Genomic DNA, 25,705 nt, shown 5'->3' with positions numbered 1-25,705 from the left:
GCTGGTGGGCACCTCGTCGTGGACACGAGCCTAACCGCAACCGGTGACACCGACCGCGATGCCCCTCCGGAATCCGCCCGCGCGTTCGCCCAGGGCGTGCGAGCCTGCTACGGTGATCCGGACTTCTCTACATCTTGTAGAACAGCAGGTGCAGAACCACCCCGGAAGGAACCCCATGCAGAAGCGTCTCGCCGCCGGCGGCGCCGTCACCCTCGGTGTCGCAGCCGTCATCGTCCTCGGCAGCGCCACGGCGGCCAGCGCACACGTGTCCGCCACGGCCACGTCGACCGCAGCGAACTCGTACACCACGGCGACCTTCTCGGTCCCGCACGGCTGCGACGGCTCCCCCACGACGAAGATCCAGTTCCAGGTGCCGGAGTCCGTCATCGAGGTCACGCCCACCGTGAACCCGAACTGGACGATCACGAAGGCGACCGAGCCCTACACCGACCCGTCGGCGTCGGCATCCGACGAGGACCACGCCGAGACGGCCGCCGAGCGCGTCACCAGCGTCACGTACACCGCGAAGACCCCCCTGCCCGCCGACGAGCGCGACACCTTCGCGCTCTCGTTCTCGCTGCCGGACGGCAAGGTCGGTGACCTGGTCGAGTTCCCCGCGATCCAGACCTGCGAGAAGGGCAGCGTCGAGTGGAACCAGGAACAGAAGGCCGGCGAAGCCGAGCCCGAGCACCCGGCACCCTCGATCACGCTGACCGCCGCCGAGGCGACGGACGACGACGGCGACCCGATCGCCGCCACCCCGACGGCCGAGGCCGCCGGCTCGACCGCCTCGAACGACCCCGACCTGGTCGGTCGCTTCCTCGGCCTCGGCGGCCTGGTGCTCGGCGCCGTCGCCCTGGTCGTCGCCGTCGCCGGCACGCGTCGTCGGAGCTCCGCCAAGTGACGCAGCGCGGCTCGCGTCGGTCCCGGCCTCGGTCCTCTGCCTGGAGGCTCGTGGCCGGGACAGCCGCGGCCGTCGCGATCGCCGGTGGTGCGGTCCTCGGGCTCGCCGGTCCGGCCAGCGCACACAACTACCTGATCTCGTCCGACCCGGAGGTCGGCGGCACCCTGACCGAACTGCCGAAGACGTTCGACATCACGACGAACGACAAGCTGCTCGACATCGGCGACTCGGGGTCGGGCTTCGCGTTCCGCATCGTCGGCCCGGACGGCAAGTACTACGAGGACGGCTGCGTCGACGTCGAGGGGCCGTCGATGACCACGGCCGCAGCCCTCGGCGACTCGGGCAAGTACACCGTCGAGTGGCAGATCGTCTCCGCCGACGGGCACACCGTGTCCGACGAGTACCCCTTCACGTGGAAGGCGCCGTCGGGCTTCACCCCGGCCTCGGGTGCGGCGAAGCCCCCGACCTGCGCCACCGCTGGTGACGACGACGCCGGCTCGGACACCACCACCGGCACCGCCTCGGGATCGAGCGACTCGGCGGCGTCCGACGCGATCTGGATCGGCGCCGGTGGCGTCGTGCTGGTCGGCGTGGTCGTCGCGGTGCTGCTGCTCCTGCGCCGCAAGCCGGCCCCGGAGTCCGACGACAACGAGGACTGACCACCGCGCAACGACGAAGGCCCCGCACCGTTCGGTGCGGGGCCTTCGTCGTTCCTGCTGGTGCTACTTGACGAGCGCCGGCAGGTTCTTGCGGCTGGTGAGGACCTGGTCGATCAGGCCGTACTCCACGGCTTCCTGCGCGGACATGATCTTGTCGCGCTCGATGTCGTGGTTGATCTCCTCCGGCGTCTTGTTGGAGTGCTTCGACAGCGTCTCCTCGAGCCAGGTACGCATGCGGAGGATCTCCGCTGCCTGGATCTCGATGTCGGACGCCTGACCGCCACCCTGCTGGGTCGCGGGCTGGTGGATCAGCACACGGGCGTTCGGCAGCGCGAGGCGCTTGCCGGGGGTGCCACCGGCGAGCAGCACCGACGCGGCCGAGGCAGCCTGTCCGAGGCAGACCGTCTGGATCTGCGGACGGATGTACTGCATCGTGTCGTAGATCGCCGTCATCGCGGTGAACGAGCCACCGGGCGAGTTGATGTACATCACGATGTCGCGGTCGGGGTCCATCGACTCGAGCACGAGCAGCTGGGCCATGACGTCGTCAGCCGACGCGTCGTCGACCTGCACGCCGAGGAACACGATGCGGTCCTCGAACAGCTTGGCGTACGGATCCTGGCGCTTGTAGCCGTAGGCCGTGCGCTCTTCGAAGCTCGGCAGGATGTACCGATTGGACGGAGCCGGGACGTTCTGCGCGCCACCGAGCATGGGGAGATGCATTCTCGTTTCCTTTTCTTCGGTGGTGATCAGGACTGGGCGTCGGGCTCGGCTGCGCTGGTGGGCGTCTCGCCGTCGCCGACGGTGCCACCACCGCCGATGACCTCGGCGCTCGAGGCGCGGAGGTGGTCGACGAAGCCGTACTCGAGCGCTTCCTGCGCCGTGAACCAGTTGTCGCGGTCGTTGTCCTTGAGGACCTGCTCGACCGACTTGCCGGTCTGCTCAGCCGTGAGCTCCGCCATGCGCTGCTTCATGTCGAGGATGACCTTGGCCTGCGTCTGGATGTCGGCAGCGGTGCCGCCGAAGCCACCGGACGGCTGGTGGAGCAGCACGCGCGCGTTCGGCGTGATGTAGCGCTTGCCGGGCGTGCCGGAGGACAGCAGGAACTGCCCCATCGACGCGGCGAGGCCGATGCCCACGGTGACGATGTCGTTCGGGACGAACTGCATCGTGTCGTAGATCGCCATGCCGGCGGTGATCGAACCACCGGGCGAGTTGATGTAGAGGTAGATGTCCTTCTCAGGGTCCTCGGCGGCGAGCAGCAGCAGCTTGGCTGCGATCTCGTTCGAGTTGTCGTCGCGGACCTCGGAGCCGAGCCACACGATCCGGTCTCTCAGAAGGCGGTCAAAAACACTGGGGTTCAGTGTTGCTTCGGCCATGGAAAAGCTCCCGTTCAGTTGTCGCTTGTTGTCGAACTTATCGGGTGCAACGCACCAGTTCTCGTCTGTTCGCCGACAGCAATGCGGTGGTGCGGAAATACGGACGGGAGGCGCGGTGCCAGCTGGCACCGCGCCTCCCGTCTGTCGTACTGGTGGCGTCGAGATCGTTACTCGGCGTCCCCTGCCGGCTCCTGCGCGACGCCCGCCGTGAAGGCGGAGAGGTCGACGGCGTCGCCGTTGGTGTCCTTGACGGTCACCTTGGACAGGACGGTCGCGACCGCCTTCGAACGAGCGACCTCGCCGACCATGCCGGGGATCTGGCCGTTCTGGTCGATGACCTTGATGAACTCGGCCGGCTCCATGCCGTACTGCGCGGCGGCCTGGATGAGGTACTGGGTCAGTTCCTCCTGCGAGACCTGGATCTCTTCCTTCTCGGCGATCGCGTCGAGGAGGATCTGCGAGCGGAAGGCGGTCTCGCTGGACTCGGAGACCTCCTTGCGGTGCTCCTCGTCCTCGAGGCGGTTCTCCTGCTCGAGGTGACGGTGCACCTCGTCGGCGATGAGCTGCTCCGAGATCGGGATGTTGACGTCCTCGGTGAGCTTCTCGACGAGCTTGTCGCGAGCCGCGGCGCCCTGACCGAAGGTCTTGGACTTCGCGATCTGCTCCTTCAGGTCGGCCTTGAGCTCGTCGATCGTGTCGAACTGGCTGGCGATCTGGGCGAACTCGTCGTCGGCCTCGGGGAGCTCGCGCTCCTTGACGGCGGTGACGGTGACGGCGATCTGAGCGGTCTCGCCCTCGCGGTCGCCACCGACGAGCTTCGACTCGAAGGTCGTCGACTCACCGGCGGTCAGGGACTCGAGCGCCTCGTCGATGCCCTCGAGCAGGTCGCCGGAGCCGATCTCGTAGGAGACGCCGGTGGCCGAGTCGACCTCGTCGTCGCCGATGCTGGCGGTGAGGTCGATCTGCGCGAAGTCGCCGGTCTTCGCCGGACGGTCGACCGTCACGAGCGTGCCGAAGCGGGTGCGGAGGTTCTGCAGTTCCTCTTCGATCTCGTCGTCCGACACCTCGACGGCGTCGACGGTGAGCTCGTACGAGGAGTAGTCCGGCAGGTCGAACTCGGGGCGGACGTCGACCTCGAAGGTGAGGACGAGGTCGCCGGTGAAGTCCGCGACGTTCGGCAGTTCGGCGACGTCGGCCTCGGCACGGCCGAGGATGCGCAGCTCCTGCTCTTCGACCGCCTGGCGGTAGAAGTTGTCGATGGCGTCACCGACGGCGTGGTTCAGGACCTCGCCGCGGCCGACGCGCTGGTCGACGATCGCCGGCGGGACCTTGCCCTTGCGGAAGCCGGGGATGTTGATCTGCTCGGCGATGTGCTTGTAGGCGTGGTCGATGCTCGGCTTGAGATCGTCCGGCGTCACGTTCACGGTGAGCTTGACGCGGGTGTCGCTCACCTTGTCGACGGTGCTGGTGGCCAAGGGATGTTCTCCTGTTGGTTGACGTTCGTGTGGTCGGTGGTGCTCGGAGGACCTGGTCGGGGCGACAGGATTTGAACCTGCGACCTCCCGCTCCCAAAGCGGGCGCTCTACCAAGCTGAGCTACGCCCCGTTGCTTCGTGCCAGGGATCAGCCGCGCACGCCGAGGGGCGCATGCGACCCCGGTGAGTCTAGCGGTCCGACGGCGCGCTGTTCCCGGGGGTTGCTCAGTCGTCCTCCGCGGCGCGTCGCAGACCCCGCCGCCACCGGATCCCGACGGCCACCTGGACCCCGAGGGCAGCCACCGCCAGCAGCAGCCCGACGACGATCCGCCCGACGTGCAGCAGTGCGTGCGCGGGCTGCGACTGCGGGTCACCGAACAGGTCGGGACGCAGGGACAGCACCGCGGCGGCGAGGACCACCAGTACGTACGAGACCACCCGCGACCAGCGGATGGTGCGCTCGGCACCGCCGTCCGGCTTCGGGATGACGCGCGTCGGCATGTCGGTGCTCGTTCGTCCGCTACGATGGTCGGGCTGCGCCTGGTGCGCAGGCGCGGGGATGTAGCTCAATGGTAGAGCCCCAGTCTTCCAAACTGGCTACGCGGGTTCGATTCCCGTCATCCCCTCCCTTGTGGCTACTGAGAAGGAGGCCCGCCCGGGCGACGGACGCTCAGGCCGAGCCCCTCCCAGACCCCTCGTTCTGGCTACGCGGGTGCCGAGGTTGTTTCATCTAGTGTCGACTTCATGCCATCTACTGCGCCGTCCGCTGGCGTGGACTTCCTGTCCGATCCTCTTCTCAATCTGACTCAGCGGAAGGGGCGCTACGGCGTCGTCTACGTTCGCGCCCTCGCTGGTCAGGCGGGGTGCGGTCTGGAAGAGGTGGGGTCAGGCGAAGACGTGCAGTCCATCGACCTCAAGCTCGGCTTCCAGGCTGGTGACGTGTACATCCAGGTGAAGACCACCCAAAGCCATGCAATGTCGGGCGGCCCGAACATTACCTACTACCCCGAGGCGAACTGGCTCGACAAGTGGGCGAAGTTGCGCGTACCGGCGTACTTCGTGGTCGTTACGGTGCCCAGCGACAGTGGCTCATGGTTGGATCACGATTCCAGCGGCACCAAGATGGTCGCGACAGCCGCGTACTGGACGCGGATTGACGTTGAGAGCATCCGGGCCGCCAACAAGATCCAAGTCCCACGAGCCCAGCGGCTGTCTGCCGCCACACTCCCGCAGTGGGAGTCCGACCTACTCAGTGTCTTCGGAGCATGATGTCGAACGAGAAGGACATGCGCGCCAACGTCGCGAGCTATCTCGTGCGACACGGCTGGCAAGCAGAGCAGGATGGTGTCGCCGGACAGCTGTGGGCACTGCGCGATACGCAAGCCCTTGGTTTCATGGACCGCGCTGAGCCGCTGATCCTCGCTGTTCCTTGGTATATTGAGGTCGACTCGTTCGAGTACGTGTCGGTCGTCAGCCGCATCGCGCGACAGAAGCAGATGCCCGTAAGTGAGCTCTCGGCCGCCGTCGAACGAGAGTTTTTGGACGGTCAGGACTACCGCATCGCAGACCGATACCTCGTCGAGCAGACCGCGATGCTCGACGGCGCGGCCACCGTGTTGGACTCTGCCCGACGCCTGATGCGCGCCGCTGCCACAACGGCGCGCAAGCCCCGTGCCCGCATCGGTACCGGGTTCAGCAACCCGGGAGACGAACTTGCTCGCCGTGCTCGACTCTCACACACGAGACACGGTTCGTTCATCCTCCCGGTGGTCATGCCCGTCCCGCCTGCGGAAGAAGAACCAGGCATGACTTCCATCAAAATCGAGCCCGGCGAGCGCGGAGTGACCCGTACTCTCGCCACGGCCCTTGCCGCTCTCGACACAGTGGCCGTTCGCCCCGACCGCTCGCCGCGCCCGGACGATATCCGTGACCTCGTGCAGAGCGGTGTGAGCAAGGAGCTGGTGGCCGCGGTCCGGAGTATCGCCGTCAGCGCCGGAGTGCAGGCTTTCGATGCGACGTTCACCTGGTCACCTGGCTTGGGCGAGCCAACGAATGCCCCAAGGCGCGTCGTAATCCAGGACGAGGCGGCTCCGGTGCTGGGGCAGGTCGTTCGCCAGCTAGATCAGCTGCGCGCAGAGCCAGACGCCTCCGTTACGGGCCAGATCGTTCGGATTCACTACGTTCAGGGCGACCCATACGGAGAGGTTGCGATCCGCACGGAGCGCAGGAACCGGGTTGTGGACATCTCCGTCACAGTGGACGAGAAGACCATCCATAAGGCCTACGAATGGGCGCGGGATCATCGAGCGGTGATCGCTCGCGGCAAGATCGAGCGCCAACCGGGGCGCCCTCTCTTCGTCCAGAAGCCAGAGTCCATCGGGCTGATCGACCAGCTGTTCAACGACACTCTGCTGTAGCGGTACTCCTCGCGCTTGAAGTAACCACGGGAGTACTCCTTTGTCAGTCTTGTCAGTTCTCCTCAGACGAAGAGAAGCTGTACTGGTACTCTTCCGCGCCCGTACCCCGACTAACGAAGTTTGCACCATAAACTGTTGCAGCCCGCCGAAGAACGGACATGAACCGCGCCACCGACGGCACTCTCAGGTCAATAGGATCGCCAGCGCTCGTTTCTCCCCACGCCGACGCAAGCGCCTGGCCTCGCAGCCCGAAAGGCACCGGGAGCGCCGAGTTGCTCCGACCGAGCAGCATGGCTCGCTTACGCAAAGCCTGTTCTAACGTCGAGAGCAACCAACCGTCAAAATCCTTCAACTGGTCGAGGTCGGACGCCAAAGGAAAGTAGGCCAACACCCCAGGAAAGCGAATGCGACGAGCGGCACCTCTTTCCAACTCTCGCAACTTTGCTTCGGAGAAGTTGCCGTACAAGTACCTGCGAATTTGAAGGAGCGTGACGACGTAATCGCGGTCGACGGGCGGCCGCACTCTGTCAGACGTTCCAGTCCCGGACTGCAAAGGTTCCAGCAGGTTTGACCAGATTAGGTATCGGACGCGGGTTTTCATGCGCTCAACGACTGGCTGCTTCAGTCCGATAGTTCCTCGCTTGAACCTGTAGCCGACGAATTCTACCTCGCTAGTACTTCTGATCTCGGTATTCTCGCCCTGTTCAACGAAAAGTCGGATCCCTTGCGACTTCTTCTTGTTCAAGGTCGCGCCAATCGAGGCAGCTTCGGCCTTCACGAAATTCACCGCGCTAGTAATCTGCTGATAATCTCTCGACCAGATTAGTGTATCGTCTGCATACCGCGCGAAGCCAACACCAATACGCTCAAGCTCTCGATCAGTACGCCAAGCTGCAACGTTCGCAAGGAACAGGGACACCGATGTCCCCTGGGGAATCCCTACCGTGCGCTCTCCCGAAATGGCTGGATCGTTGTATGACCCCTCAAGTTTTGCGCCCAGCCCCATGAACGCTTTGAGGACGCGCAGTTCGGCTGCGGTGATCAAGAAACCATTGTCCTCGAGTGTAGAAAGCACGTAGGAATGGCCGATCGAATCAAAGTATGCACTGAAGTCGTACTCGGCAATAAAAATGCGCTCGTCTGTCGCAAACTCGCTCGCGATGTACTGGATAGCATCGTGGGTGGACAAGTCATCCCGGTAGGCATACGACCGCGCGCTGAGCAACGCCCTATTCTTCACCAAGAGCGACCGATAGATTGCACGTGAAACGACTGAATCGGCAATTTGGAAGATAGAAAGCTCGCGTTCACCACCACTAGGCTTTGCGATGGAGTGTGCGACGGGAGACTTAGGCGAATACGAGCCAGCCTTGAGGGCGAGATTGATAGCCCGCGCAATCGCGGAAGCATTCTTACGCACATGGTAAGGGTCGAATCCTCGGTCGACCGACCAATACGTCGGCCTCAACAGAGTCGCCCGAGCGGGAACAGATCCACGTCGGCGTCGACGTTCGTCGTCGATACGCATCTGACGCATGTACCGCTGATGTTTCCGTATGAGCTTGTCGCTCTCGGCAAGCAGGTCCGCAGCACTGATTTTCATGCGCATCCTAGAGTCGGAGGGCGGCTGGGCCGAGGTGAAAGTACGTTCCCACAACCAATTCCTCGGGAGAATCGGTCTCAACCGCGTGATGCGTCAAAGCTCGACACCTAGCCTAACCAACCGTGTTGGCTGATTAGAACCTACCGCAACCCGAGGCGGTTACGCCAAGCAATCTTTTGAACTCACCTAGAGGCACCCCTAGGCGGTGTCCGTCACAGAGACCGATGTGTGCTCCATCGAGCGGCTGATCTCGTACGGTTTGAAGCGCGCCGCGAGCATGAGTGAGCCACACGCGTGGCGCAGGTCGTGGAAGCGCATGTGCTTCACCACACCCCCCTGCTGGACGGCAGGCACGAGGTAGTAGGCGCGTACTGTGTTCCGGGATCAGTCAAGCTGACGAGAGCCGTTGCTGCTTCCCAGAACAGCGTCGGGGGTCGCTGCTGTTCAAGATGCAGCAACCGCACGCCGGACAAGCACCGTAACTAGATCTGGCGCTCCGAGACCCGCGGACGAGGGCTATCGAGAGCTGACTCTGAGCCATACTCTCGTTCGGGTGAACAAGCACCTCTCCTTCGCCGTCATGACGCTCGCGGCAGTCAGCATCGTCGCGAGCACGGCAGCGATGCCGGCGGGCGCGGCGTCCGCTGCCCCTACCCGGACCACCGCGACCGGCGAACGGACGCCCACGGCGACCGCGAAGAAGTCGAAGCGAATCAAGAAGGCCGAGAAGCGGGTCCTCGCTGAACTGCCCGATGCGCCGATCTGGGAGGGCCTGAAGGTCAACGGGGTCAAGGTCAGCAAGCGTGTGATCTGCGTAGACCGCACGTGGGCTCCGGGCGGAGGACCGGACGACAAGGGCGGCAACGCCGGGTACGTCGTCGTCAAGTTCCCCAAGAAGAAGAGCGGCAAGGTGAAGCTCGGCCACCCGCAAGACGGGTTCTGCGCCGACTACGCGCCCCCTGCTCCGGCGGCCAAGGTCCACATTCCGAAGAAGCTCGAGAAGAAGAGGGGCCTGCTGGTCAGCACCAAGTTCGGAGACGAGTGGCCGCTGACGGTGCCCTACGCGGTCGTGCGCTGCAAGAACATCACCGCGGGCGGCATGGATCTGAACGTCGTGACACTCAAGGCTCCCGACGGCACCCGCTACGCGGTCAACGGCACCGAACAGGACCACACGTCGTACCCGGAAATCGACCCCATCTGGGCACCGAATCCTCACGTCGACGGGTTGAGGCTCGACATCTCGCCCGTGCTCGACGCGGGCCTGAAGCTCTGCAAGTAGCACGGGACCGATCCGTCTGCACGGTGTGACTCCGACGACGGATGCCCACCAGCCGATCGTCTCAGAGCGCTCCGAGCGGCGCTTCTCCGACTTCCTGCCGCAGCATCCGGTAGTGCTGCTCCCAACCGGGAGTGCCGCGTCCAGCAACGTGCAGCGCGGTCCGGACGGCACCGAGCGCACGGTCGAGCGCACCGGGCTCGTCGTCCGCGTCGACACCGATCGAGAAGGTGAGCGTGCCGGTTGACAGGTCAGCGGTCAGGTCCTGGTCGTGGACGTCGTCGAGGTCGAAGAGTGCTTCTGCGATGGCGTCGAAGTCCGCCGAGAGGGCTGCGCGCGGATCGTCCGCTGCCCCGAGTTGCGCCACGCACTCGAGCCGCACGAGGTAGTTCGTCATCACGTTCTCCTGTCCTCGCAGCCCGTTTCCGCGAGCCGATACTTCAGATGCAAAACGTACCAGGGGCAACGAGCCCGACAGCGACGGCGAGGGCAGCTGGCGGTCGCTGTGGGAAGGTCTCGCGATCGACGGATCTGTGGAGGACTGACGGTCGGTGGTAGGAACGTCAGGGGTCGGCGAACTCCAGGGTGATCTCCGGGGAGTCGCCGAGATCCACCCGGGCACGCTTCCGCTCCGCCGCACGCAACGGCACGAGGTACCCGCCGTCCTTCGGGAACAGCGACGTCGTCCACGTCACCGAGCCGATCGTCACGCGCGCCGGGATCACACCCCACCCGTAGGTGAGCACCGGCGCGAGGTCCGCGATGACCTCGGCGGCGTCCGGTGGCACGACGGCGAAGAAGAACGGTGACGGGCCTCGCCACTCGATCACCTCGCCGCGGAACTCGAGCTCCATGCGGCGATCGTACGGCCGCGGCATCCAGCGCGCCGGGCGGGGCTTCGTTTCCGGTGTATGACGGTTCCGGTTCACGATCGCCGGGGTCTGCGAACCGGAACCGTCAAGGGCGAGGAAGAACTGGTGCCTCCCCTCGGACCAGCGGGACCCGGACGACGGACGCGCCCCGCGCCTCCAAGCCGGAGCCGGGGAGCACGGGGCGCGAGTCGCCGTCAGGACGGACGCGTCAGCGGTACGACGCGGCCTGTCCGTACAGCACCTTCGTGAAGGAGGAGACGTAGGAGGACTCGTCGCCTCCCGGCAGGTTGTACGTCATGAAGACGCCGTAGCCGTCGGCCTTCGTGCGCTGCGCGAGCGACACTGCCGTGGCCTGCGGGGTGTTCTGGATGTCGACCGCGGCGGCGGAGATCTTCGACTTCGGCAGGCCCGAGATCGTCGGCGCCGTGTAGGTGCCGTAGTACGGGTTCCAGGCGTAGTCGAGCTTGCCGCCGATCGACGGGTTCGCGGTCTTCAGGGCATCGGAGGACGGGCCGATGTCGTAGAACGAGATGATCTTGCCCGGCATGTCCGCACGCAGGGCGCTGATGAGCCAGCCGATGGACTGCTGGTTCGGCTGCGGGGTGCCGTTCACGCCGTAGTCCGAGTACTCGTCGTCCAGGTCGACGCCGTCGAGTCCGTACTTCTTGACCGTCGCGGAGACCTGCGCCGCGAAGTCCCGTGCCGCGGCCTTCGTCGGGAAGTTCGCCAGGCCGGCGCCCTGGTGGTTGCCGAGCACCGAGAGCGTCACCTTGATGCCCTTGGCCTGCAGCGGGCGGATCTGCGTGGCCGCCTGGTCGAGGGTCCGCTGCACGTTCTCGTTGTTGTACAGGACCGCCTTGCCGTCCTCGTAGTTGATGTTCGCGGCGAAGATGATCGCCACGTCGAACGCGTTCGCGCCGTTCTCCAGCGTGTACCGCCCGACGTTGGCGAGCTCGTCGTTGTTCACCTCGACGTAGGCGATGCTCGTCGGCCCCGACTTGGTGGGCGCAGCGTGGTGCCCGTGTCTATGACCATGACCATGCCCGCCGCCGTGGGACGAACCGTGTCCGTGCCCGTGGCTGGACCCCGACGAGGAGGGCGCCGCGGATGCTGCGGCGGGCACCAGTGGTGCCGCGAGCATGGCGACCAGTGCGGTCGCGATGCTGAACTTCGTGGACTGCTTCATGTGGTTCCTCCTTGGGTGGGACGGGCGGTCGGTCAGTTGCGTGGGAAGCGGAAGGTGCGGACCTCGTAGGCGTCGACGGCGAACGAGGACGCGTCGACGGTGCCGGCCGAGGCCAGCGGTTCTTCGAGCAGGGTCACCTCGACGGCAGCGCCGAAGGTCGCCTCGTCGGCCGAGACCGCGATGCCCCCGGTCCCCCGCTGCCCGGACGGCTCGTAGACGCGCACGACCAGGTCGCCCGACCGGTCGTCGGCGAGCTTGACACTCGACAGCACGACGTCGCCGGACACCTGCACCAGCGGCTCGAAGCCGTGCGCGCCCGTGATGGTCCGCGCGCCCGCGTTCATCCGCACGCCGGCCGACGTGGCTCCGAGCTGGTCGGTGCCGATGACGATGCCGTACCGGTGCGTCTGCACGCCCTGGTCGGTCTCGGGGTCCGGGAACCGCGGTGCCCGCAGCAGCGACAGCCGCACGGTGGTGGTGACGTGCCCGTCGACGGCGTCGCGCGTGGTGTCGAAGCCGTGGATCGAGTCGTTCACGAGCGCGACACCGAAGCCCGGCTCGGACACCAGCACGTAGCGGTGCATCGAGGTCTCGAACTTCGCGGCCTCCCACGAGGTGTTGGTGTGGGTCACCCGCTTCTGCGCGCCGAACTGCGTCTCGGCGACGGTGTGCTCGGCGCGGACGTCGAGCGGGAAGGCCACCTTGAGGAACTTCTCGGTCTCGTGCCAGTCGGTCACCTGGTCGAACTCCAGGGTGCGGGACCCCGGCGCCAGGACGATCTCCTGCGTCACCGTCGAGTCACCGAACGCCCGGGACACGACGACCCGTGCGGCCCCGGTGTCGTCGATCGACGCGGTCAGCCCGGTGGTCGACACGAGGTCCTCGACGCGGTTGCGGTAGTACCGGTCGACGTCCCACGCGTCCCACATGTTCGGGAAGTCCTGGTGCAGCTGCAGCAGGTTCGCCGCTTGCCCGGCCGCTATCGCCTCGCGCCCGCTCGCCAGGTCGACGGCGCTCATCACGAGCCCTTGCGCGTCGACCACGACCCGCACCAGGTCGTTCGCCAGCACGTACCCGCCGTCCTGCTGCGACAGGGACACGTCGGTCGCTGCCGCCACGTCGGTCGCCACGACAGCGCCCTGCGCGGGTGCACCGGCCTGGAGGAACGGGGCCGGGTTCACGACGACGGCCGCGTCCCCGGTGCCGGCGAGCGCCGAGAGCGCCTGGTCGATGATCGCGGTCAGCGCCGCGGCCGTCTCGGCGTACCGCTCGACCGCTTCGCGGTGCACCCACGCGATCGAGGTGCCCGGCAGGATGTCGTGGAACTGCTGGAGCAGGACCTGCTGCCACAGGGCGTCGAGCTCGTCGTACGGGTAGGCGAAGTCGGTGCGGGCGGCGGCGGTCGCTGCCCAGAGCTCGGCCTCGATGAGCAGCTGCTCGCACCGGCGGTTGCCCTGCTTCGTGCCGTGCTGCGACGTGAGCGTGGCCCGGTGCAGCTCGAGGTACAGCTCCCCCACCCACACGGGCGGATCGGTCAGTTCGGACTTCGCCCGGTCGAAGAACGTGTCCGGGTGCTCCCAGCGGACCTTCGCGCTGCCCTCGAGGTCGGCCAACCGTGCGGCGGTGCCGGTCATCTCGCGGGTGGTGCCACCGCCGCCGTCGCCCCAACCGACCGGGGCGATCGAGCCGCTGGCGAGCCGGTTCTCGCGGAACTGGCGGGAGGCCTTCGCGACCTCGCTGCCGGACAATCGCGAGTTGTAGGTGTCCATCGACGGGAAGTGCGAGAACACCCGCGACCCGTCGATGCCCTCCCACAGGAACGTGTGGTGCGGGAACTTGTTCACCTGGTTCCACGAGATCTTCTGCGTGAAGAACCACTCGAAGCCCGCGCGGCGCATCAGCTGCGGCAGCGCCGGCGAGTACCCGAAGCTGTCCGGCAGCCAGACGCCCTTGGGCCGGATGCCGAACTCGCGCTCGAAGAACCGCTGTCCCTGCGAGAACTGCCGGACGATGCTCTCGCCGGTCGGCATCACGGTGTCGGACTCGACCCACATGCCGCCGATCGGCAGGAACCGGCCGGCCTGGACCGCGGCCTTGACGCGGGCGTAGACCTCGGGGCGGTGCTCCTTGATCCACGCGTACTGCTGCGCGCTCGACATGCCGTACAGGAAGTCGTCGGTCTGGTCGATGAGCTCGGTCATGGTCGACGTGGTGCGGGCGACCTTACGGATGGTCTCGCGCACGGGCCAGAGCCAGGCGGAGTCGATGTGGGCGTGCCCGACGGCCGAGATCGTGTGCGCCGAGGCCTCGGCGGGAGCGGCCAGCACCTCGGCGAGCGCCGCACGGGCGTCCCCGGCGGTCTCCGGGATGTGCTGCAGGTCGAGCGCGTCGAGGGCGTCGTCGAGGGCCTGCAGGATCCGCATGCGTCGGGGTCCGGCGGGCAGCTCGGCCTGCAGTTCGAGCAGGACGTCGATGTCCAGGGCGAGTTCGTGCACCTCGGACTCGAAGACGGCGAGCTCCATCCGGCGGGTGGCGTAGAGGCGCTTCGAGGACGCGGTCTGCACGTCGCCCTCCTGCGTCGGCAGGAAGGGGTGGTAGTCGAGCAGGACGGGGTTCGACGCGGCCTCGACGAACAGTTCGACGGTCTCGCCGCCCTCGGCCCGCTCGGTGACCAGGACCCACTGGTTGCGCGGGTTGATCGACTTCACGGGGGTGCCGTCGGCCAGGTAGACGAGTCCCTCGCACTGGAACCCGGGCATGTTCTTGTCGAAGCCGAGGTCGATCACGGCCTCCACCCGGCGTCCGGCCCACTCGGTCGGCACGGTCCCGGTCAACCGGAACCACGTCGTGCCCCAGGCCGCACCCCACGGGGTGCCGACCTCGTAGGGCTCGAACGTGAGCGCGAGCCCCTCGGTCGGCGGGACCGGCTCCCCCGGCAGCTCGTGCCAGGCGGCCTGGAGGGCCGTCGTGGTCGCGTGCACCGCGGGGGTGATCCGCTCGTCGAGCACCCGTCGGGCGCGTCCGGTGGTGAGGGGGATGTCGTCGTGCATGGGGCCTTCCGGGGTCAGGGCGTCGTCGCCGGGTGGGCGACGCGGACGGTGGTGGTGTCGAGGTCGGAGGGCACGTCGACGCAGCGGTCGATGCCGCGGTCGGCCAGCAGCGCGGTGTCCGACAGTCGGGAGCGCAGGACGACCTGGGGCCCGCGGCCGTCCGGTGCGGCTTCGGCCAGGGCGAGCCAGGCGGCGGCGAACCGGCCGCCAGGGGCGCAGTCGGCGCGGGTGCCGTGCCGGTCGGTGCCGTCGGACAGCACGTCGTCGAGGACGAGCGCGGTGGTCGGCGGTGCGGCACGATCGGCCCGGGTGTGCTCGGCGCGCGCGAGGGCGGCGAACGCCTCGCCGGCGGGCTTCAGGCGTCCGTCGTTCGTGAACAGCCCGAGGTCGTACTCGAGCTCCGGGAAGTCGGCGAGCGACCGGGCGACGTCGTGGGAGCACCACCACGTCACCCCGAGCACCTGCTGCGCGTCGAGGACGTGCCGGATGGTCTGCTCGGTGAACGCGGCGGCGTCGGCGGGGTCGACGACGTTGGTGGGGGCGCCGACCTCCTGCAGCCAGTTCGGTCGGGCGGCGTCGCGGTTCCAGGCCGCCGCGAGCTGGAGCAGGTACTCCCCGTGCCGCACCGACCCGGCTCCGAGGGCGCCGTGCAGGGCCGCCGAGCCGTTGAACACCCACGAGTGCGTGACGGTGGCGTCACCGTGGTCCGCCGCGTGCTCGGGGCCGAAGGGCTGGGCGTCGTCGTACCAGGCCGCGTCGTACTGCGCGACGGTGACCAGTGGCCCGGGACGCGACCCGGTGGCGGGCGGGCCCGACGAGGCGGGGTCGAGCCGCGCCTCCAGGCCGACCGACACGGACGAAGCGGCCGACGCCGACGACCCGTCCGACAGCCCCGCCCGCGCCGCCGCGACCATCGCCGCCGCCCACGCGTGCCCCTGCTCCCCCGTGATCGTGTGCGGTGCGGGGTGCGGCGCGTGTGCGAACTGGTTGACCTCGTTGCCGATGGTGATGCCGAGCAGGTTGGGCTTGTCGGCGACGGCTCCGGCGAGCGCCCGGACGTACGCGGCGGTCGACGCGACCACGTCCGGGTCGGTGAACATGTTGCGGCGGTGCCAGCTGTCCAGCCAGGACGGCACGAAGTCGAAGCTCGACAGGTGCCCCTGCAGCGCGTCCACGTTGACGTCGAGTCCGAACGAGCCGGCGAGGTCGACGACCGTCGCGACGTCGTCGAGGGCCTGCTGCCGGATGAGCGTCCGGTTCGGCTGGACGACCGGCCAGAGCGGGAAGATCCGCACGTGGTCGGCGCCGATCGACGCGATGGCCTCGAGGTCCCTGGCGGTGTCCGACCGCGAGAAGTCGAGCCACGAGTGGAACCAGCCGACCGAGGGCGTGTAGTTGACCCCGAACCGCATCAGCCCTTCACACCGCCCTCTTCGACGCCCTTGAAGAAGAAGCGCTGCAGGACGGCGAAGATCACGGCGATCGGGATGAAGGCGATCATGGTGCCGGCCGCGATCATCCGCTGGTCGGTGGCGAACGTGCCCTGCAGGTACTGCAACCCGACGGTCAGGGTGAGGTTCTCGGGCGACTGCAGCACGATGAGCGGCCAGAGGAAGTCGTCCCACGCGCCGATGAACGAGAAGATCGCGATGACCGCGATGGTCCCCTGCACGGCGGGCAGCGAGATGTAGCGGAGGCGCTGCATCGCGTTCGCACCGTCCATCACCGCTGCCTGGTCGATCTCCTCGGGGATCTGCCGGAACGCGTTGAACATCAGCAGGACGTTGAGCGCCGCGATCATGCCGGGCAGGGCGACACCGACCAGGTTGTCGGCGAGGCCGAGGTCCTTCACGGTGACGAACTGCGAGATGATCGTCGCCTCGCCGGGCAGCACGAGGGTGCCGAGGAACAGGCCGAGCACGAGCTTCCGGTGCCGCCACTGCAGACGGGCGAGGGCGAAGCCGGCCAGGGTCGCGAACACGATGTTGCCGAGCACGTCGATCGCGGCGACGAGCAGAGAGTTGCCGATGTACCGCCACACCGGGATCGCGGCGGCGACCTTCAGGTAGTTCTCGATGGTCGGTTCGGACGGGATGAACGACGGGTTCGCCGTGTAGATGTCCTCACCGGCGCCCTTGAGCGACGTGGACAGCTGCCAGAGGAACGGGCCGATCGTGATGAAGAGCACCACGATGAGCAGGACGTAGCGGACGACCTTCTCGCGGGTGGACATGACGCCCCAGACCGCGCGGCGCCGCTTGCGTCCGTCGCGTCCGTTCTGCCTGGAGGCCCGTCCAGCGCCCGTCGCGCCGGTCACGTCCGGCGTCGGGCTGGCTGCGCCCTGCGCGCCGCCGATGACGGGTTCGGTCGTGCTGGTCGTGTTCGTCACTTGTCCGCCTTGCTGTTCATCCGGGCGAGGGCGAGCATCGGCACGAGCGTCACGACGAAGAGCAGGAGGCTCAGGGCGGACGCGTAGCCGAGGTTGCCGGTGAAGCCGCGGGCGTACTGCTGGATGAGCATGACGAGCGAGTTGTCCTGCCCGCCGGGTCCGCCGGTGCCGTTGGTGAGGATGTAGAGCTCGCTGAACACCCGGAGCGCGGAGACGCACACCAGGATCCCGACGAGTGTCATGGTGCCGCGGACCCCGGGCATCGTGACCGACCAGAAGCGTCGGACGGCGCCGGCACCGTCGAGGGCGGCGGCCTCGTGCAGGTCCTTGCCGACGTTCCCGAGGGCGGCCAGGAAGATGATCATGTAGTAGCCGAGCCCCTTCCACACCGTCAGGCTGATGGCACTGAGGAGCAGCAGCCACCGGTCGGTCAGGAACGGGACGCTGCCCTGCACGACGCCGAGGGCCTGCGCCATCTCGTTGATGACGCCGCGGTCGTCGAGGATCCACGTCCAGATGAGCCCGACGACGACCGCGGACGCGATGACCGGCGTGTAGAACGCGGTGCGGAAGAACGCGATCCCGGGCAGCTTCTGCTGCACGAGCACCGCGATGAGGAGCGGGAGGACCGTCAGCAGCGGCAGGCACACCGCCATGTAGATGACGCTGTTGAGCAGCGCCTCCCACACCTGCGGATCGGCGAGCAGGGTCTCGAAGTTCTGGACCCCGACCCACTGGCTGACGCCGCCGAGCGGGCTGGCGTTCGTGAACGACAACCGGACCGTGTTGATCGAGGGCCACAGGCTGAACGCGACGAGCCAGATCAGTGCCGGCAGGACGAGCAACCAGGGCGTGTACCAGCGGTTCGCACGCATGACGATCCTCCCTCTTCCTTCTCCGGGGCCGGATCAGCCGTTGGCCAGCAGGCTGTTCATCTTGGTCTGGGCGGTCTCGAGCGCCTGCTTCGGCGCCACCTGGCCCTTCATCGCGAGGGCGATCTGCTGGTCGAGGAAGTCCGTCATCGCGGAGTTCGCCTCGACCGGGTTGATGACCTTCGCCGTCTTCAGGGCCTCGTTCGCGAGGACCCGGGCCTCGCCGTTCACGGTGCCGTCGTCCTTCGAGAAGTACGGGTCGGACTGCGACGACGTGGTGGACGGGAAGATGTTGACCTTGTGGGCGAACGCCTCCTGGTTCTCCGCGTTCGTCATGAACTTCGCGAAGGCCTCGGCGGTGGCGAGGTGCTTCGACTTGCTCGAGACCGACAGGCCCTGCACGTAGAGCGGCGGGGTGTCGAGTGCGGGGCTGACGGTGACCTTGCCCTTGAGCGACGGGTTGTTCTTCTCGAAGTCGGCGAGCGAGGTGGCACCACCGGTGGTCCAGGCGACCTTGGCCTGCGTGAACAGGGTGGAGTTGCCGAGGTAGTCGCTGTTCAGCACGTTGGAGGGCATGTAGCCGTCCTGGTACGCGTCCTTGTAGCGGTCGATCAGGTCGGCGGCCTTCGACGAGTCGGCGAAGGTGAACTTCGTGCCGTCGGCGTTGAGCACCTTGACGCCGGCGAGCGTGAAGTCGCCGAGGCCGGGCTTCCGGCTCATCAGGTAGTCGGTCGGGCAGTTGTCGTGCATGGTCTTCGCCTGCGTGAACAGCTCGTCGGTGGTCTTCGGCGGGTTCTTCGCGTCGAGGCCGCACTTGGCGAACATCGTCGAGTTCCAGTAGTTCACGTCGGTGTTGAGGTACCAGGGGTACCCGAACGTGCCGTCGACGCCCTTGTACTTGTACGAGTCCAACGCGCCGGCGACGTACGTGCTGGCGAGCTTCGAGTCGTCCTTCGCGACGTCCTGCAGGAACCCGCGCTTCGCGAGAGGCAGGGCGATGTCCGGCGGCAGGTTGATCACGTCGGGCAGGCTGTTCGACGAGGCCTGGCTGAGCACCTTGTCGGCGTACCCGTCGCCGGGCTGGTCCTGCAGCTTCACCTTCGCGTCCGGGTGGGCCTGCTCGAAGTCCTTGATGACCCCGTTGAGGTACCCCGTGTAGGTCGGCGTGAGCGCCCAGGTCTGCAGGGTGATGGTGCCGCTGATCTCGCCGCCGCCGTTGTCGGCCGCGTTCCCGCCGCTCGAGCAGCCGGTCAGGACGAGCGCCGTGGCGGCGGCCGTCGCGAGCAGCGCGGTGGCGCGGCCCCTCGTCATGCGTGTGGTGGTCCTCATGGCGTCTGACTCCCTCGTCATAGCTGAACCGGTTCAGCAGCAGTCACCGAACCCGTGTGTGGCAGCCACTGTGGATGACTAAAGCGCTATAGTCAACCCCGTGGCCACCAAGCGTCGAACGACGATCGCCGACATCGCCGCGCGGGCCGGTGTGTCCATCAGCGCGGTGTCGTTCGCGTTGAACGACCGCCCCGGCGTCTCCGACGAGACCCGTCGCCGCGTGCGCGAGATCGCCCGCGAGCTCGACTGGCAGCCGCACACCGCGGCCCGGGCACTCGGCGGCGCGAAGGCCGGTTCCATCGGCTTCGTGCTGAACCGCCCGGCCCGAACCCTGGGCACGGAGTCGTTCTTCGGCGACCTGATCTCCGGCATCCAGCTCGGGCTCGCCGGCACCCACGTCGGCATGAACCTGCTCGTCGCGCGCGATGCCGAGGAAGAACTCGAGACCTACCGGGACTGGTGGCGCGGACACCGTGTCGACGGCGTGATCGTGATCGACCCTCGTCGCGACGACGCCCGGCTCGCCCTGCTCGCCGACCTCGGCCTGCCCACCGTCGTCGTCGGCTCGCACCCCTCCCCCGGCGGCGCAGCCCCCACGGTCTGGATCGACGACTCGGACGCCACCGACACCGTTCTGCGGTACCTGCACGCCCTCGGGCACCGACGCATCGCGCACGTCGCCGGCCGGCCCGAGTTCGAGCACACCGCCATGCGCATGGACCGGCTCCGGGCGTTCGCTGCCGACGAGGGGCTCGACGACACGGTCTCGGTGCCGACGGACTACTCGGCCGAGGCCGGCGCCAGCGCCACCCGCACCCTGCTGTCGAGGAGCATCCGACCGACCGCGATCGTCTACGACAACGACGTGCTCGCCGTCGCCGGGCTGGGCGTGGCGAGCGAGATGGGCGTCGCGGTGCCCGGCGACGTCTCGATCGTGTCCTTCGACGACTCGGCGATGATCCGGCTCGTCCGCCCGGCGATCACCTCGCTCACCCGCGACACCGTCGAGCTCGGACAGCGTGCAGCGACCCTGCTGCGCGCGCAGATCGACGCCAGCGCCCCGCTCCCCTCACGCCCGGGCCCCTCGCTCACCCTGAGCGTCCGCGAGTCCACCGGCCGCGCCCCCGCCTGACCCGCTCCGGACGTCGGCGCCGACGACCCGCTCCCGCTCCCGCCGCTGATTCCGCGCGCTCAGGCGCCCGCCGTGCTCGCCGGTCCGGCTCCCGCTGCCGCCGCTCCCGCTCCCACCGCTCCCCCTCCCGCTGCCGCCGCTCCCCCTCCCGCTCCCGCTGCCGCCGCTCCCCCTCCCGCAGCGCGGCGCGGCTGCCTGCAACTGGCGCACGCACCGCACTGCACTGCACCGACGCGGGACGACGTGGTCTTCTCCGCGCCGTGACGGTTCTGGTTCACGAAACCCGAGGATCGTGAACCAGAACCGTCATCGATGCGGATCGGAACCTCCTTCCCCGCGGTCGACGGTCACCGGCGGGTCGTCGGGGGTCGGACCCGCTCGAGGGCTCGCCACCTGGACGACGTCGTGCTGAAGCCGAAGCGTGTCGCGACGTCGGACGGGCGGTCGCCACGGGTGAGTGCGCTGCGGACGGCGAGACTGCGGTACCAGCGGCCGAGCTGCGCGGGCGAGCATCCCGTTGCTGCGGCGCACCGGCGCTCGAGGGTGCGCTCCGACATCCGGACACCGACGAGGATGCCCTGCAGAGACGACGGACCAGCCGGATCGAACAAGCGGTCGAGGATCCGCGCGAGACCGTTGTCGCCGAGCATCGGGGGCGGGTTGTCGCGGAGCACCGTCGTGACGACGAGCCGGGCGAGGGCCTGCTGCTGCGCGCCGTGCCACCTCCCGCCGTCGAGGTGCCCGACGTGGCGCAGCGCGAGGCCGACGTCGGGCGAGGGAGCCCCGGGCGGACCGGTGGTCGCGACGGGTGGGAGTGCGAGGACCTCGTCGGCGAGCGGGCCGAGCGTTGCGGCTCCGAGGAGGACACCGGTCAGCGCGAAGAGTGCCTCGTGCGGGAACGCGTACGTCTCCGCGACGCGGGGCGGGCCGGAGCGCTCGGGGCCCGTGCCGATCGTGATCGTCGCGTGCCCTTCGACGAGGGCGGCGGTGCCGGCGTCGACGATCGCGATGTCGTCTCCGCGCCGGATCCACACGGAACGGGACCGCGTCGCCACCCAGACGTGGGTGCCCGTCGGTTCGACGTCGAGCGTCCACGCCTCGTCGTCGGACCGCACCTCGGTGCCCGGCCCCACCTGGAGCCCGACGGCGTCGATCAGTGCTCGGAGCGCATCAGCCATCCGACGAGCGTGATCCACGGGCAGGACGCGTGGGCGTGGATCGGGCGACCTGTGGAAGAGGGGGGATAACCCCACCCGGGGTGGGGAGAGGGCAGGATGGGGGAACGGCTCCGCGATCGCGAGGCTGGATGCATGACCGACACCGACCGCCTCGACCAGGCGCGAACCGTCCCGCTGGACGACGTCACGCCTTCGCCCGACCAGGCCCAGACCGTCCCGCTGGGCGACTCCGTGCCCCCTGGAGCCACCAAGCCGATGCCCCAGTACCCGCGCCAGCACCAGCAGGACCCCCAGGACGCCCCGCAGTCCCCGCCGGCGTCGTGGAGCGCCACCCCGCGGGTCGGGTCCGGTCCGGTCGGTGGTTCCGGTCGCGGGTCCGGCATGACCGCCGGGCAGTTCTACCGCGACGCGTGGAGGCGCCTGCCGCGGGACTTCGGCTACATGGCGCTCACCGCCGTGCTGCTCTGCACGCTGTACTTCGCGTTCCCGACGGCGATCTTCGGTGGCGGGTTCCGCGACCTCTTCAACCCCTTCGTCCTGCTCATGTTCTTCATCGCGCTGTTCGTGGCGCGGTGGCTCGGACAGTTCGAGAAGCTCCGCATGAGCTGGGCCGACCGACGCCCGATCCGCCCGGTGGACTGGACGCCCCGGTGGCAGCAGAACTGGTGGACCCGTACCGGCTCGGCCGTCGCCAACCCGCACTACTGGCTCTACCTGCTGCACGCCGCGGTCGTCTACCCGCTCGTCGCGGTCGTGACCGTCGGGACCGGTGCACTGCTGCTCGTCGGCTTCGCCTGGCCGATCGTCGTGGGCGGACTGTACTTCGCGAACAACGTCCGGGTCGGCTACTTCACGGACAGCGTCGGGTTCGTGACCGGCGTCGGCGCCCTCGGCCTGCTGTCGATGGCCGCCTCGGTCGTGCTCTTCCCGCTCTGGGCCCGCGGATCCGTCCTGGCGCACTACTGGGTCGACTTCGGCCTGCTGGGCGGCTTCCGCGCCGAGCAGCTCGAGCAGCGCGTCGCCGGCCTGCAGGCCTCCCGCGCCGGTGCCGTCACCGCCGAGGGGCAGGCACTCCGCCAGATCGAGCGCGACCTGCACGACGGCCCGCAGCAGCGGCTGGTGCGACTCCGCATGGACCTGTCCGCCGCCGAGCGCGCCTTCGAGAAGGACCCCGAGAAGGCCAAGCAGCTCATCGGTGAGGCGTCCGAGCACGCCCAGGACGCCCTCGACGAACTGCGCGCCCTGTCCCGCGGCTTCGCTCCGCCGATCCTGCTCGACCGCGGACTCGTCGCGGCGCTCGAGGCACTGGTCGCCCGCACCCCGATCCCGGTGGGCCTGGACGTCCGGCTGCCCGAGGGCCTGGAGCTCGCCACGGAGATCCAGCGCAACGTGTACTTCACGGTGAGCGAGCTGCTGACGAACACCATGAAGCACGCCGGCGCCACCACCGCCGGGGTGTACCTCGGCCTGGTCGTCGACGCCTCGGGCCTCTGGTACCTGACGGTCAGCGTCACCGACGACGGCCGGGGCGGTGCCCGACCGCAGCAGGGCCACGGGATCGAGGGCCTGATCGGCCGCATGCGGGCCCTCGACGGCGACCTGGTCGTCTCGAGCCCCGAGGGTGGCCCGACCGAGGCCACCGCCCGGATCCCCCTCGGTGCCCTGAACGGCGTCCCGACGGCGGCGAACCAGCGGTCGTGACCCCACGGGGGCGCCCGCGCTCCCACTAGGCTGGTCGGCATGACAGACGGCCCGGATGCAGCACGCATCCGGGCCGTCGTCGTCGACGACGCCGTCCTGCTGCGCGAGGGCCTGGCCCGCGTGCTCGACGAGGCCGGCATCGACGTCATCGGGCAGTACTCCGACGCCCGGGCCTTCCTGGCGACGCTGCCCGAGGGTGCACCCGACGTCGTGGTGATGGACGTGCGGATGCCGCCGACCTTCACCGACGAGGGTGTCCGCGCCGCCGTCGAGACCCGCCGGATCGCTCCACGGACGGGTGTGCTCCTGCTCTCCCAGTACGTCGAGGCCACCTACGCCGAGGACGTCCTCGCGGCCGGCGCGACCGGCATCGGCTACCTGCTCAAGGACCGCGTCACCCGGCTCGAGGAGATCGACGACGCCGTCCGCCGCATCGCCGCCGGGGGCACCGTGCTCGACCCCGAGGTCGTCACGCAGCTGATGAGCCGCCGCCGCGACCCGCTCGCAGCCCTGACCCCGCGCGAGCGCGACGTGCTCGGGCTGATGGCCGAGGGCCGCACGAACGCCGCGATCGCCCGCGCCCTGGTGATCGGCACCGGAGCCGTCGAGAAGCACGTGTCGAGCATCTTCGGCAAGCTCGCGCTCGAGGACACCGGAGAGGACCACCGCCGCGTCCTCGCCGTCCTCGCCTACCTCGGATGAGCCGAGCCCGAGGATGAACCGGGTCCCCGCACCCCTGCTGGCCCTCACCGCGATGGTGTCCGTCCAGCTCGGCGCCGCGATCGCGAAGACCCACTTCGACGACGTCGGCGCGGTCGGTGCCGCCACGCTGCGGCTCGTCATCGGCGCCGTCGTGCTCGCCCTGGTGGTCCGTCCCCGCGTCCGGCACTGGACGCGGGCGCAGTGGCTCGGTGCGGTCGGCCTCGGCCTGGCGCTCGGCGGCATGAACGTCTTCATCTACCTGTCGTTCGCGAGCATCCCGATCGGTGTCGCCGTGACGATCGAGTTCCTCGGGCCGCTCGCCCTGTCGCTCGTGCACACCCGGCGCTGGCGCGATGCACTGTGGGCCGTGCTGGCGCTCGCGGGGGTCGTGCTGCTCGGCGTCGGCCCGACCGCGGTGACCGAGGTGGGCGGGGTCGTCTGGGCGGTCCTCGCTGCCGCGTGCTGGGCGGGCTACATCGTGATGAACCGGCACGTCGGCGCCGCGATCCCCGGCGTCGACGGGCTCGTCGTGTCGATGGTGGTCGGGATGCTCGTGTCGTTGCCGTTCGGGCTCCGGTCCGCGGTGGACGGCGTCCTGCGCGAACCGACGCTCCTGCTCGTCTTCGGCGCCGTCGCCGTGCTGTCCAGCGTGCTGCCGTACGCCCTCGAGATGCTCGCGCTCCGCCGGATGCCGACACGGGTGTTCGGGGTGCTGCAGAGCCTCGGCCCGGCGATCGCCGCCCTGGCCGGCCTGGTGGTGCTGGCCGAGGGGCTGTCGGTGCTCGAGACGGTCGCCCTGGCGTGCGTCACCGCCGCGAGCGTCGGCGTGACGCTGTCGGCCCGTCGCCGACGCGGCGGAAGCACGGGGTGAACGAAGAGGAGGCCCGGATCACGTCCGCCGACGGCGGTGCGTGATCCGGGCCTCCTGAGAAGACCGTCTACTCGTCGCGCAGGAAGTCTGCGTACGTGGGTTCCGACTGCTCACCCGACAGGAGGGACGGATCGTTGATCCGACGCTCGACGTAGGCGCTGATGACCTCGGGCGGGGTGAGCACGTGGGCGACCCAGGACGGCACCGCTGCGTTCTTCATGGTGCCTCCTTCGTGGGTACGGGTCCGGATCGATTGCCTCGATCGGTGAGTTACTTGCTGAACCCGCGTTCGCTAAACCATCCTCGGGGTGCGGGTGGAAGTCAACGCAGTGCGTTCTGTGGACTCCGGTTCGCGCTGTCCCGGTCGGCACGGAGCGTGCGGTGCTTCACCGCGGAGCGCCACACCCATGCCTCGGCCTGCTGCCCGAACTGCGCCCACTCCACCAGCACGGCGTCGCGGGTCCAGCTCTTGGCGAAGGCCTTCACCCGGACGTGGAAGGTCGGGAACTGGATCCACGCCCAGACCGGCTTCGGGGTGACGGCGTGGCAGACGTCGCCGCCGCGGGCGTCCTCGGACAGGGAGTACGCGCGCGGACGCTCGACCTCCGGGTGCTCCGGGGGCTGCCACCGGTTCTCGCGACGCCGTCCCACGACGGTATTCGAACGTGTGTTCGAACGACAGTCAAGTCGACCGCGCCGTCTGGACGA

25 protein-coding genes, 2 tRNA genes and 1 pseudogene are annotated in these 25,705 nt (G+C 68.4%); 10 read left to right on the top strand and 18 right to left on the bottom strand.

Annotated elements, in window-relative coordinates:
* Positions 1-175: 175 nt before the first annotated feature.
* Together DEJ19_RS05770 and DEJ19_RS05765 are read left to right on the top strand one after the other, a co-directional pair.
* Positions 176-904, top strand: coding sequence for a YcnI family copper-binding membrane protein (locus tag DEJ19_RS05770; protein ID WP_181441612.1), 729 nt, complete (start codon positions 176-178; stop codon positions 902-904).
* Between the two features lie 50 nt (positions 905-954).
* Complete coding sequence (locus DEJ19_RS05765) at positions 955-1,563, top strand: copper resistance CopC family protein (RefSeq protein WP_181441613.1); 609 nt, start codon at positions 955-957, stop codon at positions 1,561-1,563.
* A gap of 63 nt (positions 1,564-1,626) precedes the next feature.
* Here the strand turns inward: DEJ19_RS05765 and DEJ19_RS05760 are convergent, their stop codons facing one another.
* The 5 genes from DEJ19_RS05760 to DEJ19_RS05740 all read right to left on the bottom strand — a co-directional run bounded on the left by DEJ19_RS05760 (position 1,627) and on the right by DEJ19_RS05740 (position 4,917).
* Complete coding sequence (locus tag DEJ19_RS05760; RefSeq protein ID WP_027464696.1) at positions 1,627-2,286, bottom strand: ATP-dependent Clp protease proteolytic subunit; 660 nt, start codon at positions 2,284-2,286, stop codon at positions 1,627-1,629.
* A gap of 26 nt (positions 2,287-2,312) precedes the next feature.
* Entirely contained in the window at positions 2,313-2,942 is a 630-nt protein-coding gene (locus DEJ19_RS05755; protein ID WP_071405541.1) for an ATP-dependent Clp protease proteolytic subunit, read from the bottom strand.
* A 167-nt stretch (positions 2,943-3,109) separates the two neighbouring features.
* A complete protein-coding gene (gene tig / locus DEJ19_RS05750; RefSeq protein WP_027464695.1) occupies positions 3,110-4,417 on the bottom strand; it encodes a trigger factor in 1,308 nt (435 codons plus the stop codon).
* Positions 4,418-4,470: 53 nt separating this feature from the next.
* Positions 4,471-4,547: transfer RNA gene (locus DEJ19_RS05745), tRNA-Pro, on the bottom strand.
* Between the two features lie 94 nt (positions 4,548-4,641).
* Positions 4,642-4,917 carry a hypothetical protein gene (locus DEJ19_RS05740; protein WP_111095444.1) on the bottom strand — a complete coding sequence of 92 codons (276 nt, stop codon included), beginning with the start codon at positions 4,915-4,917 and terminating at the stop codon, positions 4,642-4,644.
* 54 nt (positions 4,918-4,971) lie between these two features.
* Here DEJ19_RS05740 and DEJ19_RS05735 point away from each other — a divergent pair.
* From DEJ19_RS05735 to DEJ19_RS05725, 3 genes are all read left to right on the top strand, one after another.
* Positions 4,972-5,042, top strand: a tRNA-Gly gene (locus tag DEJ19_RS05735).
* 145 nt (positions 5,043-5,187) lie between these two features.
* Positions 5,188-5,685: a DUF4365 domain-containing protein gene (locus tag DEJ19_RS05730; RefSeq protein ID WP_181441614.1), complete on the top strand. Its 498-nt coding sequence runs from the start codon at positions 5,188-5,190 to the stop codon at positions 5,683-5,685.
* Complete coding sequence (locus tag DEJ19_RS05725) at positions 5,685-6,833, top strand: hypothetical protein (protein ID WP_181441615.1); 1,149 nt, start codon at positions 5,685-5,687, stop codon at positions 6,831-6,833. The genes DEJ19_RS05730 and DEJ19_RS05725 overlap by 1 nt, the downstream gene beginning before the upstream one ends.
* Positions 6,834-6,885: 52 nt before the next feature.
* Here the strand turns inward: DEJ19_RS05725 and DEJ19_RS05720 are convergent, their stop codons facing one another.
* Positions 6,886-8,436, bottom strand: coding sequence for a reverse transcriptase domain-containing protein (locus tag DEJ19_RS05720; protein WP_181441616.1), 1,551 nt, complete (start codon positions 8,434-8,436; stop codon positions 6,886-6,888).
* 198 nt (positions 8,437-8,634) lie between these two features.
* Positions 8,635-8,802, bottom strand: a pseudogene (locus tag DEJ19_RS22000) (hypothetical protein); the annotation flags it as partial.
* Between the two features lie 187 nt (positions 8,803-8,989).
* Between DEJ19_RS22000 and DEJ19_RS05715 the strand changes: the two are divergent.
* Positions 8,990-9,718, top strand: a complete 729-nt coding sequence (locus DEJ19_RS05715) for a DUF2511 domain-containing protein (protein ID WP_258377468.1) — start codon at positions 8,990-8,992, stop codon at positions 9,716-9,718.
* A gap of 61 nt (positions 9,719-9,779) precedes the next feature.
* On the opposite strand, the gene DEJ19_RS05710 is transcribed toward DEJ19_RS05715, so the two are convergent.
* From DEJ19_RS05710 to DEJ19_RS05675, 8 genes are all read right to left on the bottom strand, one after another.
* Positions 9,780-10,112, bottom strand: a complete 333-nt coding sequence (locus tag DEJ19_RS05710) for a hypothetical protein (protein ID WP_111234020.1) — start codon at positions 10,110-10,112, stop codon at positions 9,780-9,782.
* A 166-nt stretch (positions 10,113-10,278) separates the two neighbouring features.
* On the bottom strand, positions 10,279-10,569 hold the full coding sequence (locus DEJ19_RS05705) for a DUF1905 domain-containing protein (protein ID WP_111234029.1): 291 nt from the start codon (positions 10,567-10,569) through the stop codon (positions 10,279-10,281).
* Positions 10,570-10,795: 226 nt separating this feature from the next.
* Entirely contained in the window at positions 10,796-11,773 is a 978-nt protein-coding gene (locus tag DEJ19_RS05700) for an endo-beta-N-acetylglucosaminidase H (protein ID WP_111234021.1), read from the bottom strand.
* A gap of 32 nt (positions 11,774-11,805) precedes the next feature.
* Positions 11,806-14,823, bottom strand: coding sequence for an alpha-mannosidase (locus DEJ19_RS05695; protein ID WP_111234022.1), 3,018 nt, complete (start codon positions 14,821-14,823; stop codon positions 11,806-11,808).
* 14 nt (positions 14,824-14,837) lie between these two features.
* Positions 14,838-16,235, bottom strand: coding sequence for a glycoside hydrolase 5 family protein (locus DEJ19_RS05690; RefSeq protein ID WP_111234023.1), 1,398 nt, complete (start codon positions 16,233-16,235; stop codon positions 14,838-14,840).
* Complete coding sequence (locus DEJ19_RS05685) at positions 16,235-17,212, bottom strand: carbohydrate ABC transporter permease (RefSeq protein ID WP_214521659.1); 978 nt, start codon at positions 17,210-17,212, stop codon at positions 16,235-16,237. The genes DEJ19_RS05690 and DEJ19_RS05685 overlap by 1 nt, the downstream gene beginning before the upstream one ends.
* Entirely contained in the window at positions 17,209-18,087 is an 879-nt protein-coding gene (locus tag DEJ19_RS05680) for a carbohydrate ABC transporter permease (RefSeq protein WP_027464687.1), read from the bottom strand. Before DEJ19_RS05680 ends, DEJ19_RS05685 begins: the two co-directional genes overlap by 4 nt.
* Positions 18,088-18,120: 33 nt before the next feature.
* Positions 18,121-19,395, bottom strand: a complete 1,275-nt coding sequence (locus tag DEJ19_RS05675) for an ABC transporter substrate-binding protein (RefSeq protein WP_110864882.1) — start codon at positions 19,393-19,395, stop codon at positions 18,121-18,123.
* Positions 19,396-19,513: 118 nt separating this feature from the next.
* Here DEJ19_RS05675 and DEJ19_RS05670 point away from each other — a divergent pair, with 118 nt between their 5' ends.
* Complete coding sequence (locus tag DEJ19_RS05670; protein WP_111234024.1) at positions 19,514-20,545, top strand: LacI family DNA-binding transcriptional regulator; 1,032 nt, start codon at positions 19,514-19,516, stop codon at positions 20,543-20,545.
* Positions 20,546-20,892: 347 nt separating this feature from the next.
* Here the strand turns inward: DEJ19_RS05670 and DEJ19_RS05665 are convergent, their stop codons facing one another.
* Positions 20,893-21,723, bottom strand: a complete 831-nt coding sequence (locus DEJ19_RS05665; RefSeq protein WP_111234178.1) for an AraC family transcriptional regulator — start codon at positions 21,721-21,723, stop codon at positions 20,893-20,895.
* 132 nt (positions 21,724-21,855) lie between these two features.
* Here DEJ19_RS05665 and DEJ19_RS05660 point away from each other — a divergent pair, with 132 nt between their 5' ends.
* From DEJ19_RS05660 to DEJ19_RS05650, 3 genes are read left to right on the top strand one after another with little or no spacing between them, the layout of a single operon-like run.
* A complete protein-coding gene (locus DEJ19_RS05660; RefSeq protein WP_111234177.1) occupies positions 21,856-23,424 on the top strand; it encodes a sensor histidine kinase in 1,569 nt (522 codons plus the stop codon).
* Between the two features lie 39 nt (positions 23,425-23,463).
* Positions 23,464-24,126, top strand: coding sequence for a response regulator transcription factor (locus DEJ19_RS05655; RefSeq protein ID WP_027464682.1), 663 nt, complete (start codon positions 23,464-23,466; stop codon positions 24,124-24,126).
* A gap of 13 nt (positions 24,127-24,139) precedes the next feature.
* Complete coding sequence (locus DEJ19_RS05650) at positions 24,140-24,997, top strand: EamA family transporter (RefSeq protein WP_111234176.1); 858 nt, start codon at positions 24,140-24,142, stop codon at positions 24,995-24,997.
* Positions 24,998-25,064: 67 nt separating this feature from the next.
* On the opposite strand, the gene DEJ19_RS05645 is transcribed toward DEJ19_RS05650, so the two are convergent.
* Together DEJ19_RS05645 and DEJ19_RS05640 are read right to left on the bottom strand one after the other, a co-directional pair.
* Complete coding sequence (locus DEJ19_RS05645; protein WP_163343414.1) at positions 25,065-25,217, bottom strand: hypothetical protein; 153 nt, start codon at positions 25,215-25,217, stop codon at positions 25,065-25,067.
* A gap of 101 nt (positions 25,218-25,318) precedes the next feature.
* Entirely contained in the window at positions 25,319-25,648 is a 330-nt protein-coding gene (locus DEJ19_RS05640; protein WP_035807629.1) for a hypothetical protein, read from the bottom strand.
* Positions 25,649-25,705 lie beyond the last annotated feature (57 nt).

Origin of the sequence: Curtobacterium sp. MCSS17_016 (genome assembly GCF_003234255.2) — a bacterium.
Classification (GTDB): Bacteria; Actinomycetota; Actinomycetes; order Actinomycetales; family Microbacteriaceae; genus Curtobacterium; species Curtobacterium flaccumfaciens.
The sequence above is the reverse complement of the archived record's forward strand: the minus strand, read 5'-3'. Positions and strand labels throughout refer to the sequence as shown.

Coding starts and splice junctions, on each gene's coding strand:
- DEJ19_RS05720 (WP_181441616.1), bottom strand. CDS start 8,436: ATGAAAATCAGTGCTGCGGACCTGCTTGCCGAGAGCGACAAGCTCATA.
- DEJ19_RS05645 (WP_163343414.1), bottom strand. CDS start 25,217: ATGAAGAACGCAGCGGTGCCGTCCTGGGTCGCCCACGTGCTCACCCCG.
- DEJ19_RS05725 (WP_181441615.1), top strand. CDS start 5,685: ATGTCGAACGAGAAGGACATGCGCGCCAACGTCGCGAGCTATCTCGTG.
- DEJ19_RS05650 (WP_111234176.1), top strand. CDS start 24,140: ATGAACCGGGTCCCCGCACCCCTGCTGGCCCTCACCGCGATGGTGTCC.
- DEJ19_RS05675 (WP_110864882.1), bottom strand. CDS start 19,395: ATGACGAGGGGCCGCGCCACCGCGCTGCTCGCGACGGCCGCCGCCACG.
- DEJ19_RS05680 (WP_027464687.1), bottom strand. CDS start 18,087: ATGCGTGCGAACCGCTGGTACACGCCCTGGTTGCTCGTCCTGCCGGCA.
- DEJ19_RS05770 (WP_181441612.1), top strand. CDS start 176: ATGCAGAAGCGTCTCGCCGCCGGCGGCGCCGTCACCCTCGGTGTCGCA.
- DEJ19_RS05690 (WP_111234023.1), bottom strand. CDS start 16,235: ATGCGGTTCGGGGTCAACTACACGCCCTCGGTCGGCTGGTTCCACTCG.
- DEJ19_RS05705 (WP_111234029.1), bottom strand. CDS start 10,569: ATGGAGCTCGAGTTCCGCGGCGAGGTGATCGAGTGGCGAGGCCCGTCA.
- DEJ19_RS05695 (WP_111234022.1), bottom strand. CDS start 14,823: ATGCACGACGACATCCCCCTCACCACCGGACGCGCCCGACGGGTGCTC.
- DEJ19_RS05700 (WP_111234021.1), bottom strand. CDS start 11,773: ATGAAGCAGTCCACGAAGTTCAGCATCGCGACCGCACTGGTCGCCATG.
- DEJ19_RS05710 (WP_111234020.1), bottom strand. CDS start 10,112: ATGACGAACTACCTCGTGCGGCTCGAGTGCGTGGCGCAACTCGGGGCA.
- DEJ19_RS05740 (WP_111095444.1), bottom strand. CDS start 4,917: ATGCCGACGCGCGTCATCCCGAAGCCGGACGGCGGTGCCGAGCGCACC.
- DEJ19_RS05660 (WP_111234177.1), top strand. CDS start 21,856: ATGACCGACACCGACCGCCTCGACCAGGCGCGAACCGTCCCGCTGGAC.
- DEJ19_RS05760 (WP_027464696.1), bottom strand. CDS start 2,286: ATGCATCTCCCCATGCTCGGTGGCGCGCAGAACGTCCCGGCTCCGTCC.
- DEJ19_RS05755 (WP_071405541.1), bottom strand. CDS start 2,942: ATGGCCGAAGCAACACTGAACCCCAGTGTTTTTGACCGCCTTCTGAGA.
- DEJ19_RS05665 (WP_111234178.1), bottom strand. CDS start 21,723: ATGGCTGATGCGCTCCGAGCACTGATCGACGCCGTCGGGCTCCAGGTG.
- DEJ19_RS05655 (WP_027464682.1), top strand. CDS start 23,464: ATGACAGACGGCCCGGATGCAGCACGCATCCGGGCCGTCGTCGTCGAC.